The organism is Kitasatospora sp. NBC_01250, assembly GCF_036226465.1.
Taxonomy (GTDB): Bacteria; Actinomycetota; Actinomycetes; order Streptomycetales; family Streptomycetaceae; genus Kitasatospora.
The window spans coordinates 1,231,070-1,251,712 of the sequence record NZ_CP108476.1; the positions used below are offsets into that span (position 1 = coordinate 1,231,070).

General features: G+C 72.0%; 17 protein-coding genes. 8 read left to right on the forward strand and 9 right to left on the reverse strand.

Annotated elements, in window-relative coordinates; genetic code table 11:
• Positions 1-31: 31 nt before the first annotated feature.
• Complete coding sequence (locus OG500_RS05480) at positions 32-2,143, reverse strand: alpha-galactosidase (RefSeq protein ID WP_329577192.1); 2,112 nt, start codon at positions 2,141-2,143, stop codon at positions 32-34.
• 104 nt (positions 2,144-2,247) lie between these two features.
• Positions 2,248-4,485: an alpha-galactosidase gene (locus tag OG500_RS05485; RefSeq protein WP_329577195.1), complete on the reverse strand. Its 2,238-nt coding sequence runs from the start codon at positions 4,483-4,485 to the stop codon at positions 2,248-2,250.
• A gap of 475 nt (positions 4,486-4,960) precedes the next feature.
• On the opposite strand from OG500_RS05485, the gene OG500_RS05490 reads away from it, so the two are divergent.
• The 3 genes from OG500_RS05490 (at position 4,961) to OG500_RS05500 (ending at position 8,256) form a co-directional block, all read left to right on the forward strand.
• The gene (locus OG500_RS05490; protein WP_329577198.1) at positions 4,961-6,307 is read left to right on the forward strand and encodes an ABC transporter substrate-binding protein; all 1,347 of its coding nucleotides are present in this window, start codon (positions 4,961-4,963) and stop codon (positions 6,305-6,307) included.
• A gap of 63 nt (positions 6,308-6,370) precedes the next feature.
• Positions 6,371-7,306, forward strand: a complete 936-nt coding sequence (locus OG500_RS05495) for a carbohydrate ABC transporter permease (RefSeq protein ID WP_327065231.1) — start codon at positions 6,371-6,373, stop codon at positions 7,304-7,306.
• The gene (locus tag OG500_RS05500; RefSeq protein WP_329577202.1) at positions 7,303-8,256 is read left to right on the forward strand and encodes a carbohydrate ABC transporter permease; all 954 of its coding nucleotides are present in this window, start codon (positions 7,303-7,305) and stop codon (positions 8,254-8,256) included. The genes OG500_RS05495 and OG500_RS05500 overlap by 4 nt, the downstream gene beginning before the upstream one ends.
• A 68-nt stretch (positions 8,257-8,324) precedes the next feature.
• On the opposite strand, the gene OG500_RS05505 is transcribed toward OG500_RS05500, so the two are convergent.
• Complete coding sequence (locus OG500_RS05505; RefSeq protein ID WP_327065233.1) at positions 8,325-9,134, reverse strand: DeoR/GlpR family DNA-binding transcription regulator; 810 nt, start codon at positions 9,132-9,134, stop codon at positions 8,325-8,327.
• A gap of 360 nt (positions 9,135-9,494) precedes the next feature.
• On the opposite strand from OG500_RS05505, the gene lgt reads away from it, so the two are divergent.
• The 4 genes from lgt to OG500_RS05525 all read left to right on the forward strand — a co-directional run bounded on the left by lgt (position 9,495) and on the right by OG500_RS05525 (position 14,159).
• A complete protein-coding gene (gene lgt, locus OG500_RS05510; protein ID WP_329577205.1) occupies positions 9,495-10,424 on the forward strand; it encodes a prolipoprotein diacylglyceryl transferase in 930 nt (309 codons plus the stop codon).
• Between the two features lie 175 nt (positions 10,425-10,599).
• Complete coding sequence (locus OG500_RS05515) at positions 10,600-12,063, forward strand: MFS transporter (RefSeq protein ID WP_329577208.1); 1,464 nt, start codon at positions 10,600-10,602, stop codon at positions 12,061-12,063.
• 48 nt (positions 12,064-12,111) lie between these two features.
• Complete coding sequence (locus OG500_RS05520; RefSeq protein ID WP_327065236.1) at positions 12,112-13,617, forward strand: alkaline phosphatase family protein; 1,506 nt, start codon at positions 12,112-12,114, stop codon at positions 13,615-13,617.
• Positions 13,614-14,159, forward strand: coding sequence for a hypothetical protein (locus tag OG500_RS05525; RefSeq protein WP_327065237.1), 546 nt, complete (start codon positions 13,614-13,616; stop codon positions 14,157-14,159). Before OG500_RS05520 ends, OG500_RS05525 begins: the two co-directional genes overlap by 4 nt.
• A 90-nt stretch (positions 14,160-14,249) precedes the next feature.
• Here the strand turns inward: OG500_RS05525 and OG500_RS05530 are convergent, their stop codons facing one another.
• Together OG500_RS05530 and OG500_RS05535 are read right to left on the reverse strand one after the other, a co-directional pair.
• Complete coding sequence (locus OG500_RS05530) at positions 14,250-15,029, reverse strand: hypothetical protein (protein WP_329577212.1); 780 nt, start codon at positions 15,027-15,029, stop codon at positions 14,250-14,252.
• Between the two features lie 22 nt (positions 15,030-15,051).
• On the reverse strand, positions 15,052-15,309 hold the full coding sequence (locus OG500_RS05535) for a hypothetical protein (protein WP_329577214.1): 258 nt from the start codon (positions 15,307-15,309) through the stop codon (positions 15,052-15,054).
• 149 nt (positions 15,310-15,458) lie between these two features.
• Here OG500_RS05535 and OG500_RS05540 point away from each other — a divergent pair, with 149 nt between their 5' ends.
• Positions 15,459-16,046 (forward strand): hypothetical protein, encoded by a 588-nt coding sequence (locus OG500_RS05540; protein WP_329577216.1) that lies wholly within the window; start codon positions 15,459-15,461, stop codon positions 16,044-16,046.
• Positions 16,047-16,261: 215 nt separating this feature from the next.
• Here the strand turns inward: OG500_RS05540 and OG500_RS05545 are convergent, their stop codons facing one another.
• The 4 genes from OG500_RS05545 to OG500_RS05560 all read right to left on the reverse strand — a co-directional run bounded on the left by OG500_RS05545 (position 16,262) and on the right by OG500_RS05560 (position 20,623).
• Complete coding sequence (locus OG500_RS05545) at positions 16,262-16,960, reverse strand: helix-turn-helix transcriptional regulator (RefSeq protein ID WP_329577219.1); 699 nt, start codon at positions 16,958-16,960, stop codon at positions 16,262-16,264.
• Positions 16,957-17,640 (reverse strand): helix-turn-helix transcriptional regulator, encoded by a 684-nt coding sequence (locus tag OG500_RS05550; protein WP_327065242.1) that lies wholly within the window; start codon positions 17,638-17,640, stop codon positions 16,957-16,959. The genes OG500_RS05545 and OG500_RS05550 overlap by 4 nt, the downstream gene beginning before the upstream one ends.
• A 177-nt stretch (positions 17,641-17,817) precedes the next feature.
• Entirely contained in the window at positions 17,818-19,380 is a 1,563-nt protein-coding gene (locus OG500_RS05555) for an AMP-binding protein (protein ID WP_329577223.1), read from the reverse strand.
• Position 19,381: 1 nt separating this feature from the next.
• Positions 19,382-20,623, reverse strand: coding sequence for an acyl-CoA dehydrogenase family protein (locus OG500_RS05560; protein WP_329577226.1), 1,242 nt, complete (start codon positions 20,621-20,623; stop codon positions 19,382-19,384).
• Positions 20,624-20,643 lie beyond the last annotated feature (20 nt).

A 20,643-nucleotide genomic window follows, 5' to 3' on the forward strand; every position in this document is an offset into this window, starting at 1 on the left:
AGAATGAGTCGGGATACGGGGGCGAAGATGGTCAGGAGAGGGTGGTCCAGCTCTGGCTCGCCGCGCCGGAGGCCGGGTTCAGCGCCGACGCGGTCGCCGTGCCGCCGCTGCCGCCCGGGCCGTCGAGCACCAACCCGGTGGCGGTGTTGGTGATGATCAGCGCCCCGGTCGCGGTGTTCTGCCGCACGGTCCACTTCTGCGCGGCGTTGCCCGGGTCGTAGCCGTTGGTGACGTACGCCGCGCTGCCCGGCGAGCCCGGCGCGGTCAGGGTGCCGTGGACCTGCGTGCCGGTGTAGCAGTTGTCGGTGATCCGCACCGTGCCGTCGACGTTCGCGGCGAAGGTCCACTGCTCGGAGGTGTGGGTGTTCCACCAGGTGTTGACGTCCGTGGACGCGCCGTCCGCGGCACTGCAGGTGCCGGCCACCTCCAGGGCCTGGCCGCCGCTGCCGCCGGGGCTGAGGCTGTGGTACCGGCCGTCGCCGATCACGGCCGCCGGGCCACTGGTGGCCTGGGCGGTGAGCCGGTAGAGCGCGACGCCGTGCGGGGCGACCCAGGTGCCGCCGACGGTGCCGGTGAACTGGCCGGTGGCGCCGCTCCACAGCTCCTTGTAGTTGTAGCCGGAGCCGCTGAGGCCGAGCGCGCCGAGGCTGGTGGAGATGGTCTGCCAGTTGTTCGGGTCCTGGTTGACCAGCAGGACGGCCGTGTCGCCGTTGGCGAGCCGGCGCTTGAGGACGACCGGGGCGGTCGGCGAGTTCGGCGGGCTGCCGACCAGGGTGGCGGGCTGGCCGAGGCTGTCCTGGTCGATGCCGATCACATCGGTGTTCTTGTAGACGGCCAGGCTGTCGGCGTTGATCCCGGTGGACCAGGTGTAGCCGTTCGCGCTGTGCTGGGAGTCGGCGGCGGTGCGGAAGTCCGCGCCGGAGATCAGCGGGGCGGCCATCATCGACAGGACGGACATCTCGGTGCGCGACTCGTCGTCGGTGAAGGGCTTGTGGCCGGGGTAGGTGTCGGTGACGCCGTAGTCGCCGTAGACGTCGTTCCAGCCGGCGAACATCATGTCCATGTCGTTCCAGCTGCCGGGCCGCACGTTGCCCGCGTACTGCAGCGCGGTCTGCAATTGGCCGCCGTAGAGCACGCCGCTCAGTTCGCTGTCGCGGTCGCCGCCGATCCGGCAGAGGTTGGCGACCTGCCCGCACCAGGTGCCGGTGGGCGAGTAGCCGGGCGCGTCGTACGGCGCGGTGGCGGCCGCCACCACCACGGGGTCGGTCCGGGCAGGGTCGCTCGGCGACTCCAGGTAGGGCACGCCGGTGTGCACAGGCTGGGCGGAGACGCTGAGCGTCACCCGGGGCCGCCCCTGCGCGGTGGAGGCGGCGTCCAGCGCGTGCTGGAAGGCCTGCACCCGGGCGTACATCGACTCGGTCAGCTCCTTGCCCTCGCCCTGGGTACCGTAGTTGTGGCCGTCGGGCCCGGTGATCGCCGGGCCGTAGGGACAGTCGTCGTACTTCACGTAGTCGACGCCCCAGGCCACGAAGTCGCTCGCGTCGGTGCTCTCGTGGCCGAGGCTGCCGGGGTGGCCCTGGCAGGTGGTGTAGGTGTCGGTGGCGTAGAGCCCGAACTTCATGCCCTTGCTGTGCGCGTACCAGGCCAGGTACTGGATGCCGTTGACGGTCTGTCCGTTGACGGTCTGCGGCGGGAAGTTCGCCGGGTTGGGGAGCAGGTCGCCCGAGGTCGGGTCGTTGCCGGTGCCGTCGGTGCCGCTGACCGGGTTGCCCGCGGTGTCGTAGAGCTGCATCGAGCCGTAGGCGTCCTTGGCGAAGTCGCTGCTCTGCCCGCTGCGGTGGCCCAGCGACCAGCCGTCGTCGATGGTCACGGTGTTGTAGCCGGCGGCGACCAGCCCGTTGGCGCTCATGAAGTCGATCGTCTGGACCATCTGCTGCTCGGTCACCCCGGTGCCCAGCGAGTTCCAGGAGTTCCAGCCCATCGGCGGCGTCAGGGCCACGCCGTTGCCGAGCGCGGCGGCCGGGGCGGCGGTGCCCAGGGCGGCTGCGCCGAGGCCCGAGGCGGCCAGGGCGAGGGCGAGCAGGGCGCCGGGCAACCGCCCGAGGGCTCTGCGCCGAGGCGGGTGGGGCAGCGTTATGGACATGGGGGAGCTCCCGGAGGGGTGAGGGTGGGGGATGGTGGGCCCCGCCGTACACAGGGGCAGGACCCACCAGGATCAAACAGGATCAAATGTGAACGAACAGATCCTCAGGAGGACGGCGGGACCAGGCTCCAGGTCTGGTTGGCGCCGCCGTCCGCGGGCCACTGCAGCACGGACCCGTCGAGGCTGAGCGTGCTGTTGTCCAGGTCGATGAGCTGGCCGTCGTAGGAGCTCTTCAGCTGGATCCGGTTGGGCCCGGCGTCGACCAGGGTCCAGCGCGAGTTGCTGTTCCCGTCGTCGTAGTACTGGATCAGCTGGGTGCCCTGGATGGTGGTGGGCCCGGGGATGTTGAGCAGCTTGCCGCTGTTGACGTTGGCCACGGTGTACACACCGCCGCCCTGGGGGTTGAAGGTCCAGAGCTGGTCGCCGGCGCCGTTGTCACTGAACTGCACGATCGGGGCGCGGTCGGCGGTGGAGTCGGTGAAGACGTCCATCCGGCCGCCGGTGGCGCCGTTGACCAGCTTGTACTGCGCGCCGGGCACCGGCACCGGGACGAGCCGCCAGTTCTGGCTGGCGCCGCCGTTTGCGACGGCCTGGACCACGGCCGCCCCTGCCGCACCGGAGCCGCCGACGACGTCCACGGCCTGACCGTCGGAGCGTGCCGTCATGGTGTAGGCGCCGCTGCCGTTCGGGCTGAGCTTCCAGCGCGCGTCGCCCGCGCCCTGTTCGTGCTGCTGCACCAACGGGGTGCCGGCCACCGTGCTGTTGCCCGGGATGCCGAGCAGGTCACCGCTGTTCACGTTGGCCAGGGTGTCGTTGCCGTCGCCGGTCGGCACCAGCTGCCACTGCTGGTCCGCGCCGCCGTCGGCGGGCTGCTGGACGATGGCCGCGCCGTCCGCGGTGGAGCCGCCGCTGACGTCCAGGTACTGGCCGGTGGCGGCGTTGACGATGTTGTAGTGCAGGGTCGCCGCCCGGCTGCCGGCGGCGGGGGTGACCCGGAACAGGCGCGAGGCGTGCGGGGCCAGGGTGGCGGCGACGCTGCCGGTCGCGCTGCCGAGGTCGCTGCCGCTCCACAGGTCGCGCACGTCGGCCGTGCCGCTGAAGCCCACGTCGGAGAAGTGCGCGGTGACGGTGGCCGCGGCGGAGCCCAGGTTGAACAGGGCCACCGTGTAGCTGCCGTCGCCGTTGGCGGCGGTCCACACCTGTTGCTGGGTCAGCTGGTCGACAGGGCGGGCCGGGTGGCCGGCCTGGTCGACGCCGATCACCGCGTCGTTGCCGAGCAGCGCCAGGTCACCGCTGTCCAGGTCGGTCAGGTCGGTGCCGAGCAGCAGCGGTGCGCCCTCGATGGCCCACAGGGTGAGCTGGGTCTGGCGTTCGGCGGGGGTCAGGCCGTCGTTGTCGCCGTTGCCGACCTCGACGGAGTCCAGGTCGTTCCAGCCGCCGGGGCCGGCGTAGGAGGTCCACTTGGGCGCGTCGGTGAAGCGGGCGGCGACGTTGTTCCAGTCGGTCAGCGGGTAGGAGGAGCCGCCGGCCCCGCAGTAGCACTCGACGTCGCCGTCGATCCGCCAGCCGTTGGCGTCACTCTGCCAGGTGCTCGCGTTGTTGACGTCCAGGCTGTTGGACAGCTCCAGGTGGATCGGCCGTCCGGTCTGGTTCAGCGCCTGCGACCAGTGCTGGATGTCGGGGACGTCCCAGTCGCCGACCCCGTCGATCTTCAGGTAGTCCACGCCCCAGGAGGCCAGCTGGTCGGCCCAGGAGTCGAGGTACGCCTGGGCGGCTGCCGGATTCTTGGCGTAGTCGATGTAGTACATCGAGCCGTTGCCGAAGTTGTAGTTGGTCTCGTGGTCGATGGTGTCGGAGACGATGTCCCGGGCGTGGTAAGCGGTGCCCTGGATGGGGGTGTTCTGGTTGTAGGCGGCGACCGGGATGCCCGGGGTGAGGTACATCCCGAACTGCTCGTGCAGGTTGTGGACGTAGGCGCCGACCGCGCCCATGCCGTCCGGGAACTTCGCCGGGTCGGTGACCCAGCGCCCGTTGGCGTCCACGGTGGTCGTGGGGTCGAGGTAGTAGAAGTCGTCGATGTTGACGTAGCGGTAGCCGTGCGCGACCAGGCCACTGGTGGACATCGCCTTGGCCTGGGCCTCGATGTTCGCCTCGGTGGGAGTCCTGCGCAGGTAGCTCCAGCTGCTCCAGCCCATCGGGGGCGTGGCCGCGACGCCATTGGCCTCGGCGTGCGCGGGCGCGGCGCCCGCGAGGGCGGCCGGGATCGCCGCGCCGGCCAGCGCCGCGGCGAGGGCCGCCCGGGCGAGCCGACGGCTCAGCCGGGCGGTGAAGGTGAAGGACACGGTGTCTCCAGGGGTGGGGACCGGATGGGACCGAGCCACAGCGGAGCCGGTCTGACTGGCTGTCAGCCGGCGGTGGAATCCGCAAGGAACACCAGAATCGGACACTTCCAAACGGATCTGCCCACATAAGAACGCAGCGCCGGAGGGGTGTCAAGGGATCCCGCAGCCTCGGCAGGCCGCCGCCGCGCTCGGGTCGCGATTAGATCACGATGCCCGCGCCGAACCGCGGCACCGGAGGCCCGACTCCCCGCGCGTGATCGGCGCCGCGCGCCACCTGCTGACAACAGCCCAGGTCAGCCCCTACGCCGGGAGCAGCGCCCGCCGATCACCGCCGAGCCGGGCCGCCGAGGGCGCCGGGCGGCAGCCGGGCGGTCGCAGATTGGTCGCGCCCAGAGCCTTGACACACTCCCCCGCTGTTGGTGATATCTGAACGCTCACGTTGGTTTCTGTTTCATTCGCACCCCCAGGAGGGGCCATGGCCCAGCCCTCTGCCGAGAACCGGCAGTCCACGTCCGCAGCACCCGACACGTTCACACAGCCGTTCACACGGCGCTCACTGCTGCGCGGGGCTCTCATGGCCACGGGTGCGATCGCCGTGCCCTCGTTCCTCACCGCGTGCAGCAGCTCCTCCGGCGGCTCCGGCGACCCCAAGACCGTCACGCTCGGCTCCAACGCCGCGATCCCCGAGCCCAAGGGCGCGTACCAGACCCTCTTCACCCAGGTGCAGCAGAGCACCGGACTGACCGTCAACGTCAACTGGGTCGACCACAACACCTTCCAGCAGAACATCACCACCTACCTGCAGGGCAACCCGCAGGACGTGTTCAGCTGGTTCGCCGGCGAGCGCATGCAGTTCTTCGCCGCCCAGGGCCTGCTCAGCAACGTCGACGACGTGTGGGCGAAGATCGGCGCCAACTACACCGACGCGATGAAGGCGCAGAGCAAGGGAGCGGACGGCCACTACTACTTCGTGCCGTTCGACTACTACCCCTGGGCCGTCTACTACAGCAAGAGCCTGTGGGCCAGCAAGGGTTACACCGCGCCCACCACCTGGGACGACTTCATAGCCCTGGCCAAGAAGATGAAGGGCGACGGGCTCATCCCGATGGCCTTCACCGACAAGGACGGCTGGCCCGCGATGGGCACCTTCGACTACCTCAACATGCGGATCAACGGGTACGACTTCCACATCGACCTGATGCGCAACGGCACCAAGTGGAACACCCCGCAGGTCAAGGCCGTCTTCGACCAGTGGCGCGAGCTGATCCCGTACTACTCCCCCGGCTTCCTCGGCCTGACCTGGCAGGAGGGCGCGCAGCAGCTGCTCAACAAGCAGGCCGGCATGATGGTGCTCGGCCTGGACCAGATCGGCACCATCTTCACCGGCGCCCAGGCCGACGACCTCGGCTTCTTCGCCTTCCCCGAGATCAACCCGAGCTACGGCCAGGACGCGGTCGAGGCCCCGATCGACGGCTTCATGATGTCCAGGTCGCCGAAGAACAAGTCCGGCGCCCAGACCGTGCTCTCCTACCTGGGCACCGCCGCCGCGCAGCAGACCTGGCTCGGCTCCAACCCCGCCGACATCGCCACCGCCGCCGGCGTGGACACCAGCAAGTACACCGCCCCGCAGGCCGCTTCGGTGCAGCTGATCCAAGGGGCCAAGCACCTCTCGCAGTTCATGGACCGCGACACCCGCCCGGACTTCGCCGACCCGGTGATGCTGCCGGCCATCCAGCAGTTCCTGAACAGCCCCGACGGCGCCGCCGGGATCCTCTCCAACATCGACAAGCAGGCCAAGACCATCTGGGCCGCCAACGGCTGACCCACCCGGCCGGTCCCGCCCGGCCAGCCACGTACCGACACCTGCACAGCATCGAGGACGCGCATGACTGCACCGGACCGCAAACCCACCGAGCGCATACGCAGCAGGCCACGGCGCCTGTCACCGCGGGACCGGCTGACGCTCACCCTGATGGCGGGCGTGCCCACCGTGCTGACGGTCGGCTTCGTCTGGCTCCCGGCGCTGCTGTCCGTCGTCCTGTCGTTCTCCAGCTGGCCGGGGATCGGTGGCATCGACACGATCCACTGGATCGGGCTGCAGAACTACCGGACCATCTTCACCATCTACCCGCAGTTCACCCCGGCCGTCGAGCACAACCTGCTCTGGCTGGCGGTCTTCTTCTGCCTGCCCGCGCCCTTCGGCCTCTTCCTCGCCGTCCAGCTGGACAAGCAGATCCGCTTCTCCCGGCTGTACCAGAACGTGCTCTTCCTCCCGGTGGTCCTCTCGCTCGCGCTGATCGGCTTCATGACCGAGCTGATCTTCTCCCCCACCCAGGGACTGATCAACAACCTGACCGGGCACGCCGGTCAGCACGGCATGATCGACTGGCTGGGCGACCCCAAGCTCAACATCTGGGCCGTGCTGGTGATGGCCTGCTGGCGGCAGACCGGCTACATCATGATCATGTACTTGGCCGGTCTGAAGAGCGTGGACCCCGCCATGAAGGAGGCCGCCGCGCTCGACGGCGCCAACCAGTGGCAGACCTTCCGCCACGTGGTCTGGCCGGCGCTGCGCTCGATCAACGTGGTGGTCCTGGTGATCACCGTGATCGAGTCGCTGCGCGCCTTCGACATCGTCTACGTGGTCAACAAGGGCACCAACGGACTCCAACTGCTCTCCGTGCTGGTGACCGACAACATCATCGGCGAGGCCAGCCGGATCGGCTTCGGCTCCGCACTGGCCACCATCCTGCTGCTCATCTCGATGGTCTTCATCGTGCCCTACCTGATCACCGTCTTCCGAAAGGACCAGCGCGGATGACCGCCGCCATGGACCGGCGCCCACACCCCCGGGGCCCGCTGTCCCGGGGCAGCCTCGCGAACTCCGCGGCGGAGCACGGCAGGACGGCCGCCCGGCCGCCGCGCACCGGTCGAATCCTGCTGCACGTGTTCCTGATCGGCACCTCGCTGGTCTGGCTGGCGCCCCTGCTCTACGCCTTCTACACGGCGCTGCGCCCCTACCAGGACACCGCGAAACACGGCTACGTCTCGGTCGGCGGCCACTACGGCTTCGCCAACTTCACCGCCGCCTGGACCCAGGCCGACCTGCCGCGGTACTTCTGGAACTCGATGATCATCACCGTGCCGGCGCTGCTCATCACGCTGGCGCTGGCCAGCATGGTGGCCTTCGTGGTTGCCCGGTACGACTTCCGGATCAACATCGCGCTGCTGATGATCTTCACCGCCGGCAACCTGCTCCCCCAGCAGGCGATCATCACCCCGCTCTACAAGCTCTACCAGCTCATCCCGCTGCCCGACTGGCTGGCCGCCTCCGGCAAGCTGGACGACTCCTTCATCGGCCTGATCCTGATCCACGTCGCCTTCCAGACCGGCTTCTGCGCCTTCGTGCTCTCCAACTACATGCGCACCATCCCCGCCGAACTCGGCGAGGCCGCGCTGGTGGACGGCGCCTCCGCCTGGCGGCAGTACTGGCAGATCGTGCTCCCGCTGTGCCGCCCGGTGCTGGCGGCGCTGGCCACGCTGGAGTTCACCTGGATCTACAACGACTTCTTCTGGGCCACCGTGCTGATGCAGACCGGCGACAACCGGCCGATCACCGCCGCGCTCAACAACCTCACGGGCGAGTTCTTCGTCAACAACAACCTGATCTCCGCCGCCGCCCTGATCGTGGCGATCCCCACCCTGGTGGTCTTCTTCGCCCTCCAGAAGCAGTTCGTCTCGGGCCTGACCCTGGGCGCCAACAAGGGCTGACCCCCTTCCGAGCCCGACGAAAGAGCGCCCCGCCGGTTCACCGGCGGGGCGCCTCGCGCTGCCCGGGTTCACCCGTGGGCGATGACGATCTCGCGGACCTGCTCGGCCACCGCCGCGCGGATCTCCTCCGGCAGCGGTGCCTCGGTCACCAGGGTGTCGACCTCGCTGAGCCGGGCGAAGCTGGACAGGCCCACCGTCCCCCACTTGGTATGGTCGGCCACCGCGACCACCCGGCGCGCCGAGGCGATGAAGCAGCGGTTGGTCTCGGCCTCCGCCAGGTTCGGGGTGGACAGGCCGGCCGTGACCGAGATGCCGTGCGAGCCGAGGAAGAGCAGGTCGAAGTGGAGCGATCTGATCGCGCGGTCGGCCAGCGGACCCACCAGCGCGTCCGAGGGCGTGCGCACCCCGCCGGTCAGCACCACCGTGGCCGGGTGGACGCCGGGTCCGCCCTGGCGCAGCGCGTGCTCGAAGGCGTCGGCGACCCGCAGCGAGTTGGTCACCACCGTCAGCCCCGCCACCTTCAGCAGGTGCGGCACCAGGGAGTAGGTGGTGGTGCCCGCCGACAGCGCGATCGCGCTGCCCGGTGCGACCAGGCGGGCGGCCTCCCGGGCGATGGCCTCCTTGGCGGTCGGCTCGAGCCCCGACTTGGCCTCGAAGCCCGGCTCGTGGGTGCTGGCCTCCAGCACCGGCACGGCGCCGCCGTGCACCTTGGCCAGCATCCCCTGCCCGGCCAGCGCGTCCAGGTCCCGGCGGATGGTCATGTCCGACACGTTCAACCAGCGGGTCAGTTCGTTGACCCGCACCCCGCCCTGCCGCCGCACCTCGTCGACGATCAGCGCGCGGCGCTGCTCCGCCAGGAGGTTGCTGTTCTCAGACACCTGTACTGCTCCCTTTCCGCCCCTGCGCCCGCCGGACTCGCCCACGGTGCGATCGATCCCGTCGCGGCTGGTCACCCGGTCAACCCTATGCGGCACCCCGTGCGACCGGCCAACTCGCCGATGGGCATGCCCACTTCACGCTCCTCCGAGGGCTCCGGGCGCCGGGTCGGCCCGCGCGGACCGGGGCCGAAGTGCCACACCGCATCCGATGCCAACATTTTCAAACATGATGGCTCATCAGTCAACAGACCCGGAGGGGAACAGTGCTGCTCCGGAGTCGTTCGGGCCCCGAGGTACTGTGGTGCCCCTCGCGCGGCGGGACCACCACCGCGCCCCAGCCGGCAAGGGAAACGGCCCCGCATGCATCACCTGGCGTATCTGCCCAGCCCCTCCCAAGGCGTCTGGCACCTGGGCCCCTTTCCGATCCGCGCCTACGCGCTGTGCATCATCGCGGGCATCGCCGCCGCGGTGTGGCTGACCCGCAAGCGGTGGGCGGTGCTGGGCGGCAACCCGGACGACATCTCGGACATCGCGGTCTGGGCGGTGCCGTTCGGCATCGTCGGCGGCCGGCTGTACCACGTGATCACCGACCCGGAGCTGTACTTCAAGGCCGGCGAGCAGCCGATCCGGGCGCTGTACATCTGGGACGGCGGCCTGGGCATCTGGGGCGCGGTGGCACTCGGCGCGGTCGGCGCCTGGATCGGCTGCCGGCGCCGGGGCATCAAGCTGGCGACGTACGCGGACGCGCTGGCACCCGGCCTGATCCTGGCCCAGGCGATCGGCCGCTGGGGCAACTACTTCAACCAGGAGCTTTACGGCGACCCCACCCACCTGCCCTGGGGCCTGCTGATCGACCCGGCCCACCGCCCGCCGGCCACCCCGGACATCGCCACCTACCAGCCGACCTTCCTCTACGAGTCGCTCTGGGACCTGGGCGTGGTCGCCCTGCTGCTCTGGGCCGACCGCCGGTTCAGCTTGCACTCGGGACGGCTCTTCGCGCTGTACGTGGCCGCCTACACGGTCGGCCGCGGCTGGGTGGAGGCGCTGCGCGACGACCACGCCAACCACATCCTGGGCCTGCGGCTGAACGACTGGACGGCGCTGATCGTCTTCCTCGGCGCGGTGGCCTACCTGGTCCTCACCCGCAACCGGCCGGCATCCGAGCCCATGGCGGCCGAAGTCGCGCAGTCCACGGACGCCGCCGAAGCCACCGCGGCCACCGCGGCCACCGAGCCCACGGACGCCGCCGAACCCACCGAGGCCACCGAGCCCACGGAGGCCGCGCACTGAGCGGTCCGTCCCACTCAGACAACCTCCCCTACCGAATATGTCTGCCGCAGATGTAATCTGGTGACGTGCCCACGTCCGGGTGCGCCCGCTCGGGTGTGCGGGCGTGGGTCACGAGGCTCGAAGGCCGAGCCAGCCGAGCCGTTCCGGCCCGGCCCACCCCCTGGGGGACGTCACCATGGCGCTCAGCGAGCACAGGCAGCACCGGCCGCGCCCGTCGGCGCCGCGCCTGCGCACCCTGCTCACCACCGAACGCCCACGTCCCGACGCCGTCCGTGAGCACCCCTGGGCCTGGCGGCTGGCCGTGGGCACCGTCTGCTTCGGCGCCTTCATGGGCCAGCTCGACGCCAGCATCGTCACGCTGACCTACCACTCGCTGCGCACCGAGTTCCACAGCTCGCTGGCCGGCGTCGAGTGGGTCTCGCTCGCCTACCTGCTGGCCCTGGTCGCGCTGCTGGTCCCGGTCGGGCGGCTGTCCGACGTGCACGGCCGCAAGCTGATGTACCTCTACGGCTTCGCCGTCTTCACCGCCGCCTCCGCCGCCTGCGGGCTCGCGCCCACGCTGGCCGCCCTGGTCGGCTTCCGCGTCGTCCAGGCCGTCGGCGCCGCGCTGATGCAGGCCAACAGCGTCGCTCTGGTCACCACCAGCGCGCCGCCCGGCCGGATGCGCGCCGCCCTCGGCATCCAGGCCGCCGGGCAGGCCATCGGCCTCGCGCTCGGCCCCACCGTGGGCGGGGCGCTGGTCGCCACCCTGGGCTGGCGCTGGGTCTTCGGCGTGAACGTCCCGATCGGGATCGCCGCACTGGTCGCCGGCCACTACCTGCTGCCCCGCACCCGCGGCTGTGTGCGCACCAGCCGGATCGACACCACCGGGGTGCTGCTGCTGGCCACCGCCACCACCGGCGCGCTGCTCGCACTCTCCGTCGCCTCCGGCCTCGGCCTGCCCGGCTGGAGCACGGCCGCGCTGCTGGGCCTCGCCGGGCTGGCCGGCTGGGCCTTCGTCCGGCGGCAGGCCCGCTGCGCCAACCCGCTGGTCGACCTGACCCTGCTGCGCTCCGGGCGGATAGGCCCGGGGCTGCTGGCGGGGCTCTGCGGCTACCTGGTGCTCTTCGGGCCACTGGTCCTGGTGCCGGTGGTGCTCTCCTGGCACGGCGCCACGCCGCTGGCCACCGGCCTGGTCCTCACCGCGCTGCCGGTCGGCTTCGCACTCGCCGCCACCACCGCCGACCGGCTGCTGCCGGCCGGCTGGGACGACACCCGGCGCAGCCGCCTGGGCGCCGCGGGCTGCGTGGCGGCCCTGCTGCTGCTCACCGTGCTGCCCCAGCACGCCGCGCTGCTGCCCTACCCGCTCGCGCTGCTGGGACTGGCCCTGGGCACCTTCATCCCCGCCAACAACACCCTGGTCATGCGGGCCGTCCCGAGCACCTCGGCGGGCACCGGCGGCGGCATGGTGAACATGACCCGCGGCCTCGGCACCGCGATCGGCGTGGCCGCCGTCACGCTCGCGCTGCACCTGGTGCCCGGCGCCGGCGGCGCCCGCACCGCGGCGCTGACCCTGCTGGCCTTCGCCGTCCTGGCCCTGGCCACCACGCTGCCGCGCCGCCGGCCGGACCCGGACCCGGACCCGGACCCCCAGGACTGACGCGACCTCAATTGCCCCTATATGCAATGTTCATGCCAGTATATGGCCATGAATCTCAGGGGAATCCGGCTGCGCCGGATGAGCACGGGCCGACGCCCGCGGATAGCCGCGACGCTGGTGGCGGGAGCACTGGCAGCCGCGGGGCTGGTCGGCGGCAGCGGCACGGCGGTCGCGGCCTCGCACCACTTCCAGCCGCCGAAGATCAAGCATGTCTGGATGATCATGCTGGAGAACAAATCCTACGAGGCTTCGTTCACCGGCCTGAACCAGAACAGCTACCTGTGGAAGACGCTGCCGCAGTACGGCGAACTGCTGCGCCAGTACTACGGCACCGGCCACTACAGCCTCGACAACTACATCAGCGCGGTCAGCGGCCAGGCCCCGGCGCCGGCCACCCAGAACGACTGCCCGCAGTACCAGGACGTCGCGCCCGGCACCCCGGCCGCCGACGGCCAGACCCACGCCGCCACCGGCTGCGTCTACCCGGACTCGGTCTACACCCTCTTCAACCAGCTCGACGACAAGAACGTCAGCTGGAAGGCGTACATGCAGGACATGGGCAACACCCCGGGCCGCGAGGACCCGTACAAGTGCGGCACCCCCGGCGACCCGTCCGGCGCCGGCGTGGTCGACCCGGGCGGCGCCACCGCCCAGGACCAGTACGTGCCCAAGCACAACCCGACCGCCTGGTTCCACTCGCTGATCGACGACCCGCAGGAGTGCGCCCAGGTCGTGCCGCTGGACGGCCGCCCGGCCGAGCCGGGGCACGCCGCCCTCAGCGGTCTGGCCCAGGACCTCAAGAGCGAGGCGACCACGCCCGAGTTCTCCTGGATCACCCCGGACAACTGCTCGGACGCGCACGACTCCACCTGCAAGGGCGACAACGGATCGGGCGACCCGAACAACCACCAGGGCGGCCTGTACGCCTCGGACCTGTTCCTGGAGAAGTGGATCCCGCAGATCATGGCCTCGCCGGCCTTCCAGGACAACGGCATGATCGACATCACCTTCGACGAGGCGTTCCCGCCCTACAAGCTCTACGGGAACTCCGGCGCCGACTACACCGGCAACAGCGACCCCACCCTCAACACCCCCACCGACACGGCGCAGTCCGTGGTCGCCTGCTGCAACGAGCTGCCCGGGCCGAACACCCCGCAGCCCGGCGACCAGGCCTTCGGCCAGGACACCACCCCCGGCGGCGGGATCACCGGCTCGCTGCTGATCTCGCGCTACATCAAGCCCGGCACGATCAGCGACCAGCCCTACAACCACTACTCCTGGCTGCGCAGCATGGAGGACCTCTTCCACGTCACCAAGGGCGGCACCGACGGCCACGGCCACCTCGGCTACGCCGCCACGCCGGGCCTGCGCGCCTTCGGCCCCGACGTGTACAACAACCCGAGCGGCAAGGCGATGCAGCCCGCCGCCATGGGCAGCAACGGCGTCTGGTCGGCCACCGGCCAGCAGCCGAAGGACCAGCCCGCCGTGGTCGCGCCCGACTTCACCGGGGCCTCGGCCGCCGAGGACAGCCTGAAGCCCGGAGCCGGCAAGTGACCGACCGCTCCAGCAGCCGAGGCCGTGCGCTGCCCCTGCTGCTGACCGCGCTGCTGCTCGGTGCGGCGGGGTGCGCCGGTTCGACGAAGCAGGACCTGGGACGGGTGCCGATCCCCAGCGCCCCGGGCGCACCGATCGTGGTGACCGCCGCCCCCGGGCACGCCCAGTTGGTCGCGATGGGCGACCGGGTCCACCTGGACCTGGGCGCCGAACAGGGCGAGATCACCGCGACCGGGCCCGAGCTGGCGAACAGCGACCCCGCACCGGGCGCGGCACCGGCCAGCCAGTCGGCCGGCTCCCTCACCGTCACCCTGCACCTGACGGCCGGACAGCAGCAGCTCAGCGCGCAGGACCTGACGGCCACCGACGAGCTCGGCCACGGCATCCCGCTCACCGCCGACAACGCCTCGGTCACCGTGGATCCTGGCCACGACGGCGTGCTCCACCTGTCGGGCACCTTCGCGGCCGGCCACTCGACGCTGACCTGGAACGCGGCGGGCAAGCCGCTGGCCACCTGGGACTTCGAGGTGGAACTGGACTGACCGGCGGCGCCCCGGCAGCCGGGCCCCCTCGCCCAGGGCCCGGCACCGGCGCGGCGCCGGCCGTCGGCGCCGCACGACGAGGGCGGACCGTCAGCGCCGCACGAAGAAGGTGGCCACGTCCCGGTTGCCGAGCCAGCGCAGGGTCAGCGGGCAGTGCGACAACGGGCGCCAGTGGGTGGCCAGTTCGGTGAAGAAGGACCGCTCGGCGCAGATTCCGCCGGGGCGGTCGCCGAGGTAGAGCACGCCGGGTCCCCGGTAGGCGCGCAGGGCATCGACGGCCATCGGGTCGCGGTGCGGGGGCCAGAGCAGGGCCAGCACCCGGTCCGGGTGTGCGGCGGCCTCCTCGGCGGCCCCGCCCGGGCGCACCGCGGTGAACTGGAACCGGTCGGTCCAGCCGTTCTGCTCGGTACCGGACGCCGCGTCGGTGGCCAGCACGTCGATGCCCCGGGCCCGCAGCAGCCACGCCCAGTAGCCGCTGCCGGCGCCCACCTCCAGCAGGCCGCGCCCGTCCAGGCACTCGGCGATCCAGTCCAGCGCGGTGCGCGAGGCCAGCGCCCAGCTGTAGATGCGCGAGAGCTCCTGGCGCCGGGGCAGGGCAGGGCCCAGCTCCGCGGGCAGGTGGTCGAAGACGTCGACCACGGGCGCTCGGCTGCTGCCGTGGCGGAGCGCGGGATACCAGAGCAGCGGCACCATCTGTGGGTTCTGCGCGGCGAACTCGGTGTCCTGCTCGGGCAGCAGCTCACCGAGCGGCCGGAACGGGCGCCCCCAGCCCGGGTGGTGCAGCTCGGACCGGGAGGCCCAGAGCCGCACCAGTCGTTCGGCGGTCTCGGCGATGAGCCGGGCCGTGGGATCGCCCGGCTTCTCGACCATGGTGTTCAGGGCGCCGGTACCTTCAGGAGATCGCGATGTGGTCGGGCACCACCAGCGCCATGTGGTCGGCCAGCGCCATATGGTCGGGCACGACCAGGCCGTCGGCGGCGTCGGCGGGCGCGGCACCCGCGACCGGGGCCGATATCGCCATGTGCGCCTCCACCACGAGGCTGTGGGTGTTCCCCGACTGCTCGCCCGCGCTCACCCCCACGACGGCCGCGGCGGCGAGCGCGGCGGTGGCGGCGCCGATCAGGAGGGTGTGACGGTTGCTCAGTTCCATGGCACGACCTTCGGTTTTCGGAAGATGATCTCCGCGAGCCTAACCAGGCGAGCTGGTCCGATCAACCGCTTTCCTGGCCCGCGCCGCCCCGCACCTGATATAATTCCTATGCGGCGTCCGTCACCACGAGGTGGCGCGACGCTTTTTTCATGCCCACCGAACTCGACGTCCCCCGGCCCGGCCAGGGCCCCGTGCCAGCCGCTCGCGGCACGCTCTTCCACACCGCGATCAAGGATCCCCGCGGCGAGGACCTGCTGCCGCTCTCCGCCCTGAAGGCCCCCTACCCGGACCTGTACGCCCGTCATCTCGCCAAGTACCAGGGCCGGGAGGAGCGGCTGCGCGAGCGGGTGCTCCCACTGGACTGCGCGTGGACGGACGTCGTCTTCCTCTCACCGGTCGACTCCACGCTCCTGTTCGGCGCGATGCGCAGCGCCGGACGGGCGGTGGCGGACCCGCGGATGTGGACTCTGGACGCCGCCCTGCTTGACCCGCGGCGATGCTGCGTACGGCTGATGCGGCTCACCCGGGGCCGGCTCAGCGCGGACCCGGCCGACGAGGACGACTACCTCCCGCTCACCACCGCGACCCTGCGGGCGGTCTCCCAGGTGACCGACCGCGCGCTGGCCCGGCTGCGCACCCTGGCCCCCGACGAGCCCGGCCTGCCCTGGGGCGACGTCCCGCACGTGCTGCACCGCGGGCCGATACCGCTGCGCCTGTTCCAGCGCTCGTCAGGCTGAGCGCCGTGGCCGTGTTGCCGCCGGTGACGACGGCGGCAACCGGCCCACCACGCCCGGGCGCGACCGGAAAGGTGACGCCAGCCAGGGCCGTCCCCACGACCCTGCGCTGACGTCGACCCAGCCTGCCCGGCCGCACCGACCGGGGGTAGGGACAAACGCGCAGCAGGATCGGTAGCGCGGGGTGCCTGACGGGGCGAAGGTTGCCTGACGCGGCACTAGATCAGTCCGGTACGAACGGCGTGCGCCACCGCGTGCGAGCGGTTGCGGACCTGGAGCCGGGCCATCAGCTCGTAGATCACGTTCTTCACGGTGTGCTCCGAGCAGCACAGCGCGCGGGCGATCGCCGCGTTGCCGTGCCCCTCGGCCATCAGCGCCAGCACCTCGGTCTGCCGGGCGGTGAGCGGCACGGTGCCCGCCCCGGGTGCCGGATCCGCCGCCCCCGCCCCGGCGGCCCCGGCGACGCCGGCGAGCAGCGCGACCAGCACCCCGTGCGGCAACCGCCCGTCCCCCTGGTGCGCGGAGTGCACGGCGGCCACCAGCCGCTCCGGTGTGGCCTGGGTCAACTGGAGCATCGCCCGTGCCCCGACCCGCACGGCCCGCAGCACCCCGCTGGGCGACAGCACGTCCGCGACGACCAGCAGGCGCACCTCGCCGTCGCGCAGGCTCACCCGGCAGGCGTCGATCGCGTCGTCCACCGTGCACCCCGCCGCCACCACCACGGTGCCGGGCCCCCGGCCGGGATCGGGCAGCGCCGCGAGGCCGCCGTGCCGCAGCCTGCTGACCACGGCCTCACGCACGGCCGCATCGCTCGCGTCCACCCGGACCCGCAACCGGCCCGCCCCGGCCCCGTCCGGCGCGAGCCGCACCGTGCCACTCGTCGGCGCCGCGCCCCCCAGCAGCGCGGCGCCGATCACAGCAGCCCCGCTCGCAGCGCGTACGCCACCGCGTGGGCCCGGTTGCGCAGTCCGAACCGCTGGGTCACGTCGTGCACCACGGCGGTCACCGTCCTCGCCGAGTAGCACAACTCGCGGGCGATCTCCCCTGTTTCGCGCCCGTCCGCGACCAGCCGCAGCACCGCCCGCTCGCGCTCGCTGAGGCCGGCGGCGCCGCGGGGCGGCTGCGCGCCGGGCCCGCCCCTGGCCTTCTCACCCTGAGCGCCCGCGGCCCCGGCCGACGTGGCCCGGGCGCCCGTCCCCGGCGGACAGGCGCCCAGGTCGAGCAGGCCCTCCAGCAGTTCCGGCGGCACCGTACAGTCGCCGCCGGCCGCCGCGAGCACGGTCCTGGCCAGCCGGTCCGCGCTCGCTTCGGTGCGGCGCAGCAGCCCGCGGGCGCCCGCCGCGATCGCCTGCGCCGCCTCGGTGGGCGCCAGGTCGGTGGCCACCAGGACGACCTCGGGGCGGTGCGGTGCGTTCCGGGTCGCGCGCACCACGTCCAGTGCCTGCCGGGCGATTCGGTCGACAATGACGACGGCGACCTCGGCCGCTTCGGTCGGCAGCGCCACCGCGACATCGGCGCTGCTCTGCAAGGTGCTCCTGGTGCCGGCCTCCAGCACCGGATCCAGGGCTACGATGCTGACTCGCACGGGCTCACCCATCGGTTTCTCCTGGGTCGATGTGCCACTGACCTTCCGTCAGCAGCATGGACCCGGACCCGGACCCGCACATCGGGTGCCGGCCCCCATATTTCCACCACGCGACCCCCACTGGTCCGCCAGGAACATGGGGGCCCACTCCCCATGCGGAAACGGGCGGAGGCTGGGCCGGGGCCGGCACTAGTCCACCGCACCTGCCAAGGCCTGCTCGGCCAGGCTCCGCAGCACCTTCTTGTCCGGCTTGCCCGCGTCGGTCAGCGGCAGCGCCTCGGCGAAGCCGATCCGGGCCGGCTCGTGCGTCACCCCGCGCCGCTCGCGCACCAGGGCACGCAGCTCCTCCGCCGTGACCGCGGCGCCCGTCACCGGCACCACCACCGCGTGCACCCGCTCCACCTGGTCCGCGTCCCGGACACCGAAGACCGCGCTCTGGCGGACCTGGGGGTGGGAGTTGAGCAGGTCCTCCACCTCGGAGGTGTAGACGTGCCCGCCCCCGGTGTTGATCAGGTCCTTCAGCCGGTCCACGATGGTCAGGTAGCCGTCCTGGTCCAGCCGGCCGATGTCGCCGGTGTGCAGCCAGCCGTCCCGGACCGCTTCGGCGGTCAGCTCCGGCTGCTTCCAGTAGCCCTGCATCAGGGTGTCGGAGCGCACGCAGACCTCGCCGGGCATGCCCGCGGGCAGCTCGCGGCCCGCCTCGTCGCGGATCACCACCTGGTAGCCGGGCGCGATCCGGCCCACCGAGAGCAGTCGCTCGGGGCGCAGCGGGTCGTGGTCCTCGGCGGCCAGCACGCTGATGATGCCCGCCTCGTGCTGCCCGTAGAGCTGGACGAGGACCGGCCCGAGCAGGCGCAGCGCGTCGATGATCCGTGCCGGGGAGGCCTGGCAGCCGCCGTAGCTCAGCCGTCGCAGGCTGCTGGTGTCGGTCCGCGCCGCGGCCGGGTGGTCGATCAGCTGGTAGAGCAGGGGCGGCATCAGGAACAGGTCGGTGATCCGCTCGCTCTCGATCGCCGCCAGCACGGTGGCCGCGTCGAACTCCGGCAGCAGCACCACGCTGCCGCCGGCTCGCAGCACCTTGTCGGCCATCTGCCCGGCCGCGTGCGCGATGGTGGTGCAGACCAGCAGCCGCGGCGGCCGGCCCGGCTCGCCGGGCAGGTCGGGACCGAACGGCCGGACCTGCCCGTAGCTGACGCAGATGCCCTTGGAGTGGCCGGTGGTGCCACCGGAGTGCCGGATGGTCCGCACGTCCTGCGGGCGCGCCAGGCTGGCGAACGGGCCGGCCGACTGCTCGGCGGCCAGCGCCAGCAGGTCGGTCGTGCCGGCCGCCGGCCCGAGGGCCAGGACGCCGGCCACCGGGGCCGCTGCGGTGAGCTCGGCGGCGCGTTCGGCGTGCGGCGGGTCGACGATCAGGGTGTGCGTCTCGACGTCGCGCACCATGACCGCCTGGGTCTCGGCGGGCAGCTTGGTGTAGAGCTGGTTGACCCGGCAGCCGAGCAGGCCCGCGGCGTAGCGCGCGGCGATCGCGGCCGGCAGGTTCCCGCTCAGCAGGGTGACGGTCCGGCCCCGCCCGATGCCCCGGGCCTGCATGGCCCGGGCCAACCGGTGGGTCAGGTCGAGCAGTTCGCCGGCGGTCAGGACCTGCCCCTGGTGGCGGATCGCCTCCCGCTCGCGGTCGGCGGCCAACACCTCCAGGATCTGGACGATTTCGGACCGGAAGGGGGCGCTGGTGGGGTTCGGCTGGCTCTCCATGTCAGCGGCTGGCCAGCGGTCGCAGGGACTCGGACGGCACGGCCTGCAACGGCTCCTGACTCTCCGTCAGCATGGCGTGCGCCAGCACGCTGTAGAGCGTGTCGTTGGGGCCGTCCGCGATCCGCAGCCCGCGGATGTCCCGCAGCCGCTTCTCCATCGGGGTCCGCCGGGTGTAGCCCTCGCTGCCGTGCAGCTGCAGGGCCAGGTCCACCGCGCGGTAGGCCGCGTCGGTGGCCAGGGCCTTGGCGGCCGAGCAGGCGGCGGCGTCCACGTCCCCCTGGTCGATCCGCTCCAGCAGCGCGAAGCACCAGGCGGTGGCGGCCTCGACCTCGGCCGCGGCCGTTCCCAGCCGGGCGGCGACGGACGGGATGGCGGCCAGCGACAGCCGCCCGACGGTGCGCCGGCGGGTGCGGTCCGCGGCCTCCTGGATCGCGGCTGCGGCGGCTCCCAGGCAGACCAGCGACATCATCAGCCGCCAGGCGGAGAAGTGCGCGTCGAAGATCCGCCGGCCCTCGCCGGGCGCCCCGAGCAGCAGGTCCTTGGGCAGCTGCGCGTCCACGAAGTGCAGGTGCCCGAAGCTCCAACCCCGCATGCCCAGCGGGTCGGTGGTCTCGGTCAGCACGCCCTTGGTGTCCATCGGCAGCCAGACCGCGGACAGCGGCACCTCGCGCAGGTCGACGGTGCCGGCCTGGGCGGCCGTGACGATCTTGGCGAAGACGACGAACCCGCATGCCTCCTCGACCCGGCTGATCAGCCCCTTGGAGCCCGACAGCGTGTAGTGGCCGCCGTGGTCGACCAGCGTGGCGCGAAAGCCGCGCAGGTCCGATCCGGACTGCGGCTCGCTGGACGCGACACCGGCCAACCTGCCGTCGACGACCACCTGTTCGTGGACCAGCCGGGCCAGCTCGGGCGTCCCGTAGGTCAGCGCCATCGCGCCGTGCCCGCTGCTGAAGACCTCGCGCGCGTCGCAGTCCCGCTCCCCCGCGAGGAACATGGCCATCCCCTGGGCGACCCGCCCGCCCGCCGCGCTCCCCTCCCGCACGGCGGCACCGGCGTCCGCCAGGTCGACCCCGGTGAGCCCGGCCGCGGCCGCCTTGCGGCGCAGCTCGAGCCAGTCGGGCCGGTCGGCCTCCTCGCACAGCGGGACGGGCAGATGGGTGTCCAGGAAGGCGCTCAGGCGGGTGTGCAGCTCCCCGAGTTCCGGGTGGCGCTTGAGTATCGGCAGGATTCCGTTGGCAGACACGGGAAAGTTCTCCTCGAACG